Source organism: Desulfotomaculum sp. 1211_IL3151, from assembly GCF_036763075.1.
In the GTDB taxonomy this organism is placed as follows: domain Bacteria; phylum Bacillota; class Desulfotomaculia; order Desulfotomaculales; family Desulfotomaculaceae; genus Desulfotomaculum.
On sequence record NZ_JBAIYV010000049.1, the window covers coordinates 1 to 12,807 of the forward strand.

Consider the following 12,807-nt stretch of genomic DNA (forward strand, 5'->3'; position numbering starts at 1 on the left):
CAAGAAATGAGTAGGGCAGAGCGGGATATGGTGCTGCATAAACTAAAAGAGATTGAAGGATTAAGCATCCGGCAAATATCCCGCCTGACTGGTGTAAGTTTTAATATTGTTAAAAGGGCTTAGCGACGCAATAAAAACGTCCCCTTGTGTCCTGGGTTTCTGGGCGTGTTTTTTTACACTACCTAAAGATCGGCGAAGCAATTTTTCCATAATCAATTTGCGCTTTCGATTACTCCATCCCGTATCTTCTTTTTTATGATAATCATGTTAATACCCCAAGCAATTAGGAATATATGTACCATTAGACCTAAAAAGTTTATAGCCTTAACTCCAAGAAAAATATAAAATGTATAAGAGATGTAGACCATCCAGAAGAATATAGGTACAAGCTGCGCTAAGGAATAAATGGCATAGATATATGAGGGCAATCCATCTTTTTTCCTTATCAATCTGAAAATAGAGATAATGATTACCAATATTGAAAATACAAACTGTGCAAAACCACACTGCACTGAAATCGCTTTGCTAAAATCAGCAAACATATAAAACACAGAACATGCAGTCATAATAACGATGTATATAAAATCTATTGCTATAATTGATTTGTGTGATTTCATATTCATCCTCCATCGGTATTATATGGTATAATCCAGTGTAGAAGCTGACTTGTTTAAAGGTGGTTTCAATTAGCATAAAAAGCATCCCCCGGTATATTTTGTTGTGGTGACTTAATTATACCATTGGTGGGTATGCTTTTTGTGTTTTAACTAGACTTTTTCAGTGGTCTCAAAACGTCCCCTTGTGTCCCTGGTGGCTCAAATTCATCATAATATTCAAATTTGATATAACTAAAATAAAAGAACCCTGCTTGCAATCGTTCAAACAGGGCCTAAAATATTCTTTAATAATGCTATCAAAAAGGAGCTAAAGGTATTTCCTTACCTTCCTTATCTAGCATACGATAGCTTCTTAATAGATTTACATTTTTTTTATAAATAAAATATTCTTCTTTTGAAATATCCTCTTTATAGCTATTGCCTTCTTTATTGGTTAGTTCAATGTAATCAATGTTACTCTGATTGTTTTTACCTGCGATAATCAAATATTTAGTGGCAAAATCCTTAACAACAAAGAGATATACAAATTTTTTTTGACAGTATATTTCACCAACTGCATATTTGTTATTTAGACCTTTATATAAGTTTGCAGTGCCAATAATTTCTCTTTCATCTGCTGAAGGAAATGAGTATACTACAATTTTTCTAAATTTCAAATCCAATTGTTTTCTCATTTGTATATCTTGTATTGTGTAGTTTTTACCCTCTGTTTTTAATAATTCTTGAGTAATTGTCTCTTTAATCTTATCTTCTTCAATCTGGAAAAAAGAATTGTGTAGAAATATTACTAAAACCACTGCAGCCATGCTTGTTGCTATACATATTTTTTTATATTTCAGATATTAGATCACTCCTGACTACTCCTGCACTAGATCCGTATTTTATTTGTGATATTAACGCTAAAACCACTTTAGTTTAGTAAGAACCATAACTTACAGGTGTCATGCCATTAACTCCAAATAATGATAGATATACTGATTTACCAAAAGTTGAAGTTTTCCAATTTTCGGGAAGCAATCCTTCAGTATATGTGTTTCCCGAATACTTCTTATTGGAGTCAATGATAAATATCTTTTTCCCACTTAAAGTACATGAACGATTTTCATTAAGAGTATCTGTACATATCCATTCATAATTACTTATTGAAGCTGCTAAAGTTACAGATAAAGCATTAACTATACTACCTGAAATAATTGATATTCCAAGTGCTGCAAATACGCCTTTTACTACATTAGTCATTACTGAGGATGGAACTGCTATTACTGATATAATTGCCGCAACCAAACTAACTACGCTACCAACATAGCTTCTTACAGTATAGGTACTGGTTTCAGGAGTTATCGCATTTTAGTTTTATACCATGGTTTAAAGAATCATATGGATTAGGTCCGTAATTTATTCTACCTAAAAGAGTATAAGTGGCCATTGGGGTTACTAATCCACTATCACGGAGGTAAACTTTAAAAATCTAGTGCTTATTACTAACCCCCCGGTTAAGAATGCGTAGAATACCCGAATTAGTTTGCAGCTTAAAGCGATTAGCGATTGTTTCTTCTTGAGAGGATTCTTGCCCCTTGCCGTGTAGTAGTTGTGTATTTCCGCAAACTCTTTATTTTTAGCGACTAGAGGCATTACTGCTTGAAATAGAATCGCCCTCAGTCGTGTGCGGCCGCGCTTACTGATCGTGGTCTGTCCTTTGTGCTTGCCCGAGCTACTCTCTCGCAAGGCTAAGCCCGCAAGTTTTTGGATTTGCTTTGGAGAACTAAAGCGTCTAATGTCTCCAACTTCAGAGAGAAAACCAGCTACGGTAACAAGACCGATACCTTTAATTTCAAGTAGTTTTGCTACCTCTGGTATTTGACTGCACAATCCTTCAATGGTCTGAATGACAGCCTGGTATTGTGCCATTTTGTTGTGATAATCTTGGAGTAATAGCTTGATTTCCATTCGGGAACAAGTCTCTCCTTCAGTGCAACCAATACTCCTCTGGGCCGCTTCATACAGGCTCTTAGCCCTTTTCATTCCAACCGCCCTCAGTTTCTGGTCTTTCCAAATTCGGTTTATTCCTTCTGCTCCAAGTCTTTCAATATCCCTGGGTAGTGGGGCTTCTTGTAACACCAACATGCTACTCGTGGCGTCAAACTTTCCAAACACTGTTTCATGCTCAGGAAAGTATATTTTCAGCCACCGCTGAATGCGATTTTTTATGCTGTTTAGTTCCTTTTGTATACGCGTTCTGCAAGCCATCGCTACTCTCAGCTCCGCATAGATCCCCTCTGGGATATAGGGCTCATTGTATCTCCCCTCGATTACCAGCTTGGCAATTGTTTTGGGATCCTTGGCATCCGTTTTGCTCGGATGATTGTCATCAAGCTCCTTACTCCGCTTTACATGGAATGGGTTTACGAGGACTAATTTAATGTGTTGCTCTTTCAGGTATGATGCCAGGCCGAACCAGTAATGGCCGGTTGGCTCTGCGCCTACCACTATGCAGTCCTTTTGTGCTTGCCTCTTTAAACGTTCAATCCATGCATAGAAATCTTTGAATCCTTCAGCACGGTTTTCAAACTTGAATACCTTACCCAACTCGACTCCTCGCCAGTCGAAAGCCCTGGCATAATGAAGCTCGCTCGCAATGTCCACTCCAATAACAATACTTCTTTCGGATAGTTGCTTTAGTTTCTCGTTTTGTGTAAAATTCATTTGGGATGACCTCCGTTATTTTGATCGGATTCTGTTGGCCAACAGTCCTTTCAAATTTTAACGTGAGGTCTTTTTTACCAACTTCATTTTTTGCTACCACAGGAATGCTCCTTTAATTATTAGATAAAAGGAAGGTGGTTTTGGTTTTAAAAATCTATCGCCTTATTGCGACATTATCTGTGCTTGTATGGATAAAAGGAATCTAATCGCAATGTATAGAAATATTATATAAAATTCATCAAACCTCTTAGGGGGCTACTATGTCTATATTTAAAAAGCTCTTTTCTAGAAAGAAACAAGTTAATCAGGATTTTAGTAAACTTATTTTCGAACTTCATTATAAGTCGGCCTTAAAATCTGCCTATTTTTATTGTGGGGATGCTGACATAGCGGAAGAAGCTGCACAAGAAGCGATATTTATAGCAACGCAAAATATAGACCAACTAAGGGATCCAGATAAGATTGAAGCGTGGATAAAGAAAATTACGATAAATAACGTTAACAGAATTCTTAATAAATACAAAAATATAGTTAGTATTGATCTCATCGGCCCTATTATCGACTCTATCGAAAACTCACCGGAGCATGTGGTCAGTTCACAAGACACCTTATCTACGTTAAATAAAGCAATCGATTCCCTAGACCCTGCTATGAAGCAGGTCATTCACCTGTACTACTATGAGGAAATGAAGGTAAAGGATATCTCAACATTGATCCAAAAACCCGAAGGTACTGTTAAAACGCTTTTACATAGGGCGAGAGCCCATATCAAAAACCGTTTAATCAAAGAAGGTTACGTTATTAGTAAACAGGAGGGCGGGTTGAAAGTTGAGCGATGATAAATACACAACCGTTGATAAACTGATTAAAGAATCCCTTAAGGATCGGGCGCGAAAAGACACGGATGTGGATATGGACTTAGCATGGGAGAGATATAATAATAAATATAACCCTAAGCCAAAGTCACCATCTAAGTGGTCTGTTGTGGCCTGTTCATTAATTATTTTTTTGGTAGTGGGACTTTGGTTTATGCCCAAGGAAGGAACTGCCTTAAATTTAAAGATTTTTGAGACGATCCGCTCCTTTATTGCCGGCAAGGTTGAAACTGTCCATATTTCATATGGAACGCAGAAAAAAGAAAAAGACCCGGTGTACTCCTTTAAACCAGAAGTTGCACAGGTCTTAAATGATGTACCTTATCAAGCTCTATTACCTATTGATTTAGCCGGTCAGTATACTATTGAAAGAGCTGTAATGCAAAAGGTAGGGGATTCTACAAAGCTGGTGTTATTCCTTAATACTGCCAAATCCCAACCAGTAAATATCGCTCAGATTAATATTATTGGTGACTTTAATCAAGCCACATCATACGATACCGAGGATGCGGTTTTAAAAAAGGTTAATATTAAGGGACAGGACGCGAATCTATTGGTTTTTAAAGATGGTAAAAAACAGTTGTGCTGGGTTGATAGAGATATCTTTGTTACAATAACTGGGCCGTTGGACGAGGAAGATTTATTTGTTCTGGCTAGCTCATTAAGACGGGTTAATTTACAGTAAAAGAACTAGTGTAAGAAGTATTCATTTCGGATAAAGTACCGTTATCTGCCCGGTGTAAGCATCTTACCCTATAAGTTGTCCCCGGAGTGCCTTTGTAACTGCCACTTGTAGTGGAGTAAGCGTTATTAGTTACGCTGCTTGTCCAACTCGTAACTGCGGTCCAGCCACTGGAAGTTTTCTTATCCAGATATACTGTGGTGGTGATTTTACTAACATTGGTGTAAGTTTGGGTTGTACCAGAGGCACCGATACTAGTTCCATTCAGTGTGTACAGGCTGGAACAGTCAAATAGGTATTGGTAAGCCATCGGCGTTACTTCACCTATATTGCTCTTTTCCTCTTGTGCCATAACGGGTTGCCCAATAATTAGGAACATCAGCCCTACCAGTAGAATTGCAAGCGATTTGATTCTTTTGAACATTAAAGCTACCCCCTTAAATTATTTTTCAATACCTAGATACGGAAGGTAGCCTTTTGGTTTCAAAAATTTATTTTTTACCAGAAAAGAATCTCCTTCTTGAGGAGACCATAAGGGGAGCCTATCCTTTTCCTGGAATTACACGGCAGAATTCGCTACTTTGTTCGAGAAACGATAGTGCATGCTTTTCTCCTTCTCGACGAGCGATTGAACTTACATACCGAGTCGATTGATTATTTTTGTAATCATGCTAACACGGTTAAACGGCGTAATAAAATAAAATCCATGGACAGCATTTTTCATCTTTTCCGCAATTTCCAAAGCTATTTCTATTCCTAATTTTTCTGCTTCTTCTTTTTCCATAGCAGGATCGAACTTGTTTATAATGCTTTCTGGTATTCTGATTCCCGCTACCTCGTTATTTAAAAACTGAGCATTTCGATAGCTTACCAACGGCATAATGCCGCCTAGTATTTTAACATGATCATTTGAATTTATCTGTGGTAAAAAATTGATGACCTGATCATCGAATATAGGTTGTGTAAGAAAAAAAGTAGCGCCCCGATCAGCCTTTTTTAACATTCTTTGTATTTCGCCTTCCGGCTTCATACCATTTAGGTTCAATGCCCCGCCTATATGAATCGGCTCTTCAGAAAAAACATCTTTGTTCATAGAGGATACCAGTTCAATTAATTTAAGTGAATTAAGGTTAAACACGCTTTTAATTTCGCTTTTGTCCGATTCGGCAATGGGGTCGCCGGTAACGGCTAACACATTTCGGATATTCTCAATATACCCGGCCAGCAACGCGGATTTCAGTGCATTAATATTTTTGTCACGACAGCAAATATGTGGTATCACATCAATGCCAGCTTCTCTTTTGATTTTTGCGGCAAGCATCATGGAGTCAACCCTTGCCCGCCCCATGGGAGAATCCGCTATGGTAACGATATCAACGCCACTTTCTTTGCAAATCCGGGCATTATTCATAATAGTATGCGGATCAGCGTTAAACGGCGGATCAAGCTCCACCGCGAGGACAAACTGGTCTCTTTTTAATTTCTCGGAAAAAGCATTTCGGTTTTTTCTGTCGGCAAGCACACTTGGCTTAGGTAAAACGGATGGCCAGGAAAAAGAATCTGCCTTTCCTGAATGAGTCCGTTCCGCCATTTTTTTAATATGAGCAGGGGTTGTTCCACAACATCCGCCTAAAATTTTTGCCCCCAGCCCACGAATTTCTCTCATTCTCTCGGCAAAATAATCCGGATTATTAATATATACCGTTCTACCTCGGACGATTTCAGGATATCCTGCATTAGGAGCCACCGCTACAAGATCCTCTGCCAATATCTTGCCCTTCAAGTTATTGAAGATATGGGTTGGCCCCACGCCGCAATTAAAACCATAAGCATCAATATGATCACAGCTTCTTGCCATGGTTATGATGCGATCAATACTTAAAGCTTTTCTGGTAAATCCTTCAGGGGTTGTCGCAAATTGAGTCAAAATAAATATGGAATTGTCTTTTTCCTTGATGTATTGGGTTATTTCCTTAAGGTATCGGATGTCGCTAAAAGTTTCAAAAATGAATATTTTGACGTTTTTCTTCAAAAATACATCCACTACAAACCTATATTCATCTATAATAACAGCCGGGTCCATGTCAGTTTTACCGACCATATCCGGTATAGGGCCAATACTTGCCGCTACAAAGACGTTTTTCTTCAAGACCACCCGATTGGCGATAGCGATGCCGGCGCTAATAATCTTTTCAATGTCTGCTCTTGAGGCATCCATTCCAATGCTATTTGCTGAAAAAGTATTTGTTTTTATCAGTTTTGCTCCGGCTTCAATATACTCATGATGAATTCTTTCAATGGTCTTGGCATCGTCCAGATTGGCTGTTTCGGGAGGAACATCGTGTTTGCCTGTAATTTCAGCATAATAAGTACCCATGGCCCCATCTGTTATCAGAATATTGTCCTTCAAATACGCTCTTATCATATCTTCACCCTCAAAATATCTAGCAGCAAACGAAATTAAGCCGCAGAGGCAAGGCAATAAAGCCCTGCCTCCGAAACAATCATTTTTACTGTATTTCTCGTCGTATATTCTGTGTAGCTTTAACCATGTTGGTCAAGCTTGGTTTTACCTCATCCCATTTACGGGTTTTTAAACCACAGTCGGGATTAACCCATAATTTTTCCGGCGGCAAAACCATCATTAATTGATGGAGCTTTTCCTCCAATTCCTCGACAGAAGGAACTCTTGGCGAGTGAATATCATACACTCCGGGACCTATTTCATTTGCATAGCCGTTGCCGGCGAAAACCTGCAGTAGCTTATTGCCGCTTCTGGAAGTTTCGATCGTGATAACATCGGCATCCATTTTTTCAATGGTATGAATAATATCATTGAAATCGCTGTAGCACATATGCGTATGGATTTGTGTTTTTATTGACGCGGAACTGACTGCTAACTTAAAGCTTCTAACAGCCCACTCCTCGTAAGCAGCAATCTTTTGTTTGCGTAACGGATAGCCTTCCTTAAAGGCGGCCTCATCCACCTGGATAATCTTGATGCCGGCATCTTGCAGGTCGGCAATCTCGTCCCTGATGGCCAGTGCTATTTGTTCACACACATCGGCGCGGCTTATATCATTGCGGACAAAGGACCAGTTAAGAATGGTGACCGGTCCGGTCAGCATCCCCTTGACCACTTTGTTTGTCCTGCTTTGGGCATAGGCTATCGTAGCAACCGTCATCGGGTTCGGTCTGCTGACATCGCCGTATATAACCGGGGGTTTGACACATCTGCTGCCGTAGCTTTGTACCCAGCCGTTTTTCGTAAATACAAAGCCGGCAAGCTGCTCACCAAAATATTCAACCATGTCGTTTCTTTCCGGCTCACCATGCACCAGTACATCCAGACCGATATCTTCCTGAAACTGGATGCATGAATCAATATAGCGATGAATACCTTCCTCATACTGTGAAGAAGAAATAACCTTATTTTTAAAATCCCGTCTTAGCTTTCGGATCTCAGCTGTTTGGGGAAAGCTGCCGATCGTCGTAGTCGGAAAAGCACCTAAACCTAACACTTTACTTTGTGCCGCGATCCGGTCAGCAAAAACCTCGTTTCTTTCGATGGGCGCCACATTGCCGATACGTTCACGGACTTTGGTGTCCACTATTTTCGGCGAATGTTGTTTTTCAGCAAAAATCCTTTGATTGCCTTCCAAAATCGCTGCTATATTTTTAGAGTAATCACCTGAAAACAACGCGGCCAATTCCGACAACTCCTGCAGTTTTTCCACCGAAAAGCTCAACCACGATTTTATATCTTGAGCAAGTTGCTTTTCCTGTTCCAAAGAATACGGAACATGCAGAAGTGAACAACTGGTAGAAATGACAATGTCTTCTTTCCTGACTTTCATCTCGATGGCTTTGAGCAATTCCAATGTCTCGCGATAGTCGTTTTTCCAAACGTTTCGTCCGTCGACGACGCCCGCAAACAGTTTTTTGTCCTTTAAAGAATCCAATGCAGTCAAGTTTTCCTTGCCATAAATAAAATCAAGGCCAATACCGTATATTGGCACATCAGCCAATGCCGATACCGCTTCTGTAGCATGGTCAAAATAGGTCATTACGATTAGCTTAAGCTTATCGTTTACAACCGCCAGTTCTTTATAGCTTGAGCACAGTAATTCGATCGCCCGCTGGTCAACATCCTTTACGGTGATCGGTTCATCGAACTGGATATAAAGCTCATCGTCAAGCTCTGCCAGCTTTTCCAGCAGCGAAACGTAGCAAGGCAAAATCTTGGGTAATAACTCCAAAGTATTCTGACTACCATCCACCCGTTTTGACAGCGTTAAAAACGTTATAGGACCAATAATATTAATCTTTGTTTTAATCCCACAGCCCTTGGCTTCTAAATATTCATTAATTATTTTAGCCTCGTTTAATGCAAACTTCATGTCACCGGAAAGTTCCGGCACAATATAGTGATAATTCGTGTTAAACCATTTGGTCATTTCCATCGCGACAGCATTTTTACTGCCGCGTGCCATAGAAAAATAACGTTCGTATTCGTCTTTAATATCTCTAAATCTTTCCGGAATTGCGTTTAACATGACTGCCGTATCCAGCATGCCATCGTATAAACTAGAATCGTTGCTGCTGATAAAAGAAATGCCTGCCTCTTTTTGCAGCAGCCAGTGTTTTTGGCGCAAATCCCGCGCGACACCGACTACCTCCTCTAAGCTGTTTTTTTGCTCCCAATACCCTTCAAGAATTTTTTTGAGTTCCCGTTGTTCCCCAATTCTCGGAAAACCCACCACATAAGTCCTTGCTCCCGTGTTCAAAATTATTCCTCCTTTTTTGTTGACGCGACAAAAAACTGGCAATTACCATGGTAATCGGACTCCGGAATGGCCATTACGACCTTCCGATACCGTAGCGCGACTGTGTCCGGTTCTCACGGCCTTCCCCATCTTGCGGCAATTGCTCGTTCGATTATTCAGCACGTTATACAATATGATCCATTTTGAAAAAGAGTCGCTGTTCGCTTAGCAGCGTTTGTAAAAAAAATTACCCATATAGGATGCTCCTTGCTGTACAATTTTTTGTCAGTATAGCATAGGAAAGACCATATAGGGTAATACATAAATTTTATATTAATATATAGTTTTTAACTATAACCTATTCTTGCAATGGAAGACCATATTCTTGTATTACCGCCTTCAATTCATTTAAATAAGCATTTGCCAGCTTACTTAGTTGTATCTGATGGTTGGAAATCCAGCCAACCTGAATACGATCATCGACTTTTAGTGGTACAGATATAATATGGTCGCCGTTTAAATCTGCGCTGACAATTCCAGTGGATATGGTATAACCATTCAAGCCAATTAAAAGATTGAACAGGGTTGCCCGATCGCTGACATAGATGTTCTTCTTATGAAATACCGTGCTTAAAATTTCTTCTGAAAAATAGAAAGAGTTGAATTCGCCCTGCTCAAAGGACAAGTAAGGATACTCCTCGAGATCCTCCAAGGTTACAAATTCCCGCCCGGCAAGTGGGTTTTGCGTGCTTATAAAAATATGCGGCTTCGCAGTAAACAACGGGTGAAAATCAAGACGATTTTCACGCAGCAGCTTTTCTATAACCCTTTGGTTAAAGGGGTTTATATACATGATGCCAATTTCACTGCGCAGATTCTTGACATCTTCAATAATTTCATACGTCCGTGTTTCCCGAAGAGTAAATTCATACTCATCCGCACCGCTTTGCTTGATAAGGTTTACAAAGGCATTAACTGCAAAAGCATAATGCTGAGTAGAAATAGAGCAAAGTTGCCTTGAAGGTTTTTTGTTCAAGTACCGCTGTTCCAAAAGTCCTACCTGCTCGACAACCTGCCGGGCATAACCGAGGAATTCGGCGCCGTCCCGGGAAAGCGTGATTCCTTTCGGGGTTCGGATAAATAGTTCTATGCCGATTTCGGTTTCAAGCTCCTTAACAGCGTTTGAAAGAGTGGGTTGCGTAACATACAGCCTTTTTGCAGCCTCATTGATAGACCCGCAATTGGTTATCTCGATGATATATTTTAATTGTTTCAATTTCATAAGCTTCTCCAACTTCCAATGAAATCCATTTCAACGATGTTACCTTTGCATAAATCAGTCCGGTTCTGACTGCGAAAAAACCCACTTAAATATGTTCGTTAATGACCTGAATCAAGTCTTCCCCCGTAAAATCACAGAGTAAAATCTGCTTGTTAAAATATTTTTCCAAGTCAACAGCAGTAACATCATCCAGCATGATATTTTCGTCACTCTTAAACATATTCTTAGGCATTATTATATAATCGAAAACACTCTGCGGCTGGATATGTTTCATAATATCCTGTCCGGTCAGCAGGCCGGCCACCGTAATTGTCGGACCAAAAAAATCATTTATAACTTTATGAACATTTATTTTGATGCTGTTATTTTTTTTCTCAATAGCCTGCGCAGCCCATACTATTTCTTTGTAGGCGGAAACACCTGTAATCAAACTGAATGATCCTTTTCCTTTTCTGTTAAGCTTTTTGAGATTTTTTGTAATGCTATCTCTAAAAAATCGGATCATTCCGATACCATCTTCAATTTGCTCAAAATCTCCGTAAAATTCGGTATCCGGAATTTCAGTCCCAGAAAGCACATAGAATTCATCAGCCAATCTGATAAAGGGTGTTCCAATTTTCCTCAATGCCTTTTTCTGAAACGGACTTATCCTGTCAAGTTCTGCTTTAGCACGATGAGCATCATATAAGGTTATATCTTTTAGATTTTTCCTAAACTTAGTAACCCCAACCGGTACTGCCGCAACATTTTCAATCGACGGATATAGTTTATATAGGTCATTTACTGTTTTTATTAATTCTTCCCCATTATTATAGCCAGGACACAATACGATTTGACAATTCATGCGGATACCGGCAGCGGCTAATTTCTCCAGTCTTTCATAAATATTTCCGGCAAATCTGTTATTAAGCATCTTTTTTCTAAGCTCAGCATTGGTTGTGTGTACCGAAACATTGATAGGACTGATTCTGTATCGAATAATTCTTTCGAAATCATCATCGGTCATATTTGTTAAGGTCACAAAATTGCCTTGAAGAAAAGACAATCTTGAATCATCATCTTTAAAATACAGCGTTTTTCGCATTCCTGGCGGCAACTGGTCAATAAAACAAAAAAGGCAATTATTATGACAGCGTCGAGCTTGATCGATGATGCCATTTTCAAACTCAAGGCCTAAATCCTCTTGATAATCCTTTTCAACTTCAAGAGTCCAAATCTCTCCATTTTTCTTTTCTATTTCAACCTCTATGTAATCATCTGCCATTAAAAACTTATAGTCTATGATATCTTTAATCTCTGTGCCATTTATACTGATCAGGCTATCTCCGACTTCGACCTCTAATTCTTCGGCAATACTGCATTTTATTATCTTTGATATTTTAGTGTTCATTTTTCCATTCCTTTTGAATATATACTTAAACCCACAGCGGCCACCTCATATGATCGCCACGGTGTGACGTTTAGTATACATGTATATATTTGGACATAAAAAAACGGCCAATTAGCCGGGAAGGACAGATTAATTACGCAAATCCCATTCCTGTCATCGCGATCAATAGGCGATGACAACTAGCCAGTTTTCCTAGCTATATAAAGCATCGATGCCAAACCTTCCAAAGCTTTCTCTCCACTAGCATAAACTTAGAGTTACTTTTGGATCACACAAAGTAGCTATCCTAAACATTCGCACTTATTATTACAATACCTGCCACCGATTTTCTTGTCAAGAAATCCTATTAATTCTCTGTTAAATATCTCGGGTCTTTGACAGTTGAATAAAGAAAAATTGCCCAAAAGCCTTGATATAGGCTTATTTTTTTGTCTTTTTCTCTTTTGTTTGTATCGCACCTTATCGCACTGTGTTATAATATAAGAAAAGGAG

At 39.3% G+C, this 12,807-nt stretch carries 11 protein-coding genes; 2 read left to right on the forward strand and 9 right to left on the reverse strand.

The features are described 5' to 3' along the window. Positions 1-212: 212 nt before the first annotated feature. From V6C11_RS13465 to V6C11_RS13480, 4 genes are all read right to left on the reverse strand, one after another. The gene (locus V6C11_RS13465; RefSeq protein ID WP_333531711.1) at positions 213-617 is read right to left on the reverse strand and encodes a hypothetical protein; all 405 of its coding nucleotides are present in this window, start codon (positions 615-617) and stop codon (positions 213-215) included. A gap of 296 nt (positions 618-913) precedes the next feature. Further along, the gene (locus tag V6C11_RS13470) at positions 914-1,423 is read right to left on the reverse strand and encodes a hypothetical protein (RefSeq protein WP_333531712.1); all 510 of its coding nucleotides are present in this window, start codon (positions 1,421-1,423) and stop codon (positions 914-916) included. 109 nt (positions 1,424-1,532) lie between these two features. Then, complete coding sequence (locus tag V6C11_RS13475; protein ID WP_333531713.1) at positions 1,533-1,901, reverse strand: hypothetical protein; 369 nt, start codon at positions 1,899-1,901, stop codon at positions 1,533-1,535. A 150-nt stretch (positions 1,902-2,051) separates the two neighbouring features. Beyond that, positions 2,052-3,320: an IS110 family transposase gene (locus V6C11_RS13480; RefSeq protein WP_333531714.1), complete on the reverse strand. Its 1,269-nt coding sequence runs from the start codon at positions 3,318-3,320 to the stop codon at positions 2,052-2,054. Positions 3,321-3,580: 260 nt separating this feature from the next. Between V6C11_RS13480 and V6C11_RS13485 the strand changes: the two genes are divergently transcribed. Together V6C11_RS13485 and V6C11_RS13490 are read left to right on the forward strand one after the other, a co-directional pair. Continuing rightward, positions 3,581-4,159 (forward strand): RNA polymerase sigma factor, encoded by a 579-nt coding sequence (locus tag V6C11_RS13485; RefSeq protein ID WP_333531715.1) that lies wholly within the window; start codon positions 3,581-3,583, stop codon positions 4,157-4,159. After that, positions 4,149-4,880 (forward strand): DUF4367 domain-containing protein, encoded by a 732-nt coding sequence (locus V6C11_RS13490; RefSeq protein ID WP_333531716.1) that lies wholly within the window; start codon positions 4,149-4,151, stop codon positions 4,878-4,880. The genes V6C11_RS13485 and V6C11_RS13490 overlap by 11 nt, the downstream gene beginning before the upstream one ends. On the opposite strand, the gene V6C11_RS13495 is transcribed toward V6C11_RS13490, so the two are convergent. From V6C11_RS13495 to V6C11_RS13515, 5 genes are all read right to left on the reverse strand, one after another. Next, complete coding sequence (locus tag V6C11_RS13495; protein WP_333531717.1) at positions 4,867-5,301, reverse strand: DUF6147 family protein; 435 nt, start codon at positions 5,299-5,301, stop codon at positions 4,867-4,869. The genes V6C11_RS13490 and V6C11_RS13495 overlap by 14 nt on opposite strands. A gap of 210 nt (positions 5,302-5,511) precedes the next feature. Beyond that, the gene (locus V6C11_RS13500; RefSeq protein WP_333531718.1) at positions 5,512-7,359 is read right to left on the reverse strand and encodes a bifunctional homocysteine S-methyltransferase/methylenetetrahydrofolate reductase; all 1,848 of its coding nucleotides are present in this window, start codon (positions 7,357-7,359) and stop codon (positions 5,512-5,514) included. Positions 7,360-7,387: 28 nt separating this feature from the next. Next, complete coding sequence (gene metE, locus V6C11_RS13505; protein WP_333531719.1) at positions 7,388-9,664, reverse strand: 5-methyltetrahydropteroyltriglutamate--homocysteine S-methyltransferase; 2,277 nt, start codon at positions 9,662-9,664, stop codon at positions 7,388-7,390. A 337-nt stretch (positions 9,665-10,001) separates the two neighbouring features. Beyond that, complete coding sequence (locus V6C11_RS13510; protein ID WP_333531720.1) at positions 10,002-10,925, reverse strand: LysR family transcriptional regulator; 924 nt, start codon at positions 10,923-10,925, stop codon at positions 10,002-10,004. A gap of 85 nt (positions 10,926-11,010) precedes the next feature. Continuing rightward, a complete protein-coding gene (locus V6C11_RS13515) occupies positions 11,011-12,315 on the reverse strand; it encodes a DUF512 domain-containing protein (protein ID WP_333531721.1) in 1,305 nt (434 codons plus the stop codon). Positions 12,316-12,807 lie beyond the last annotated feature (492 nt).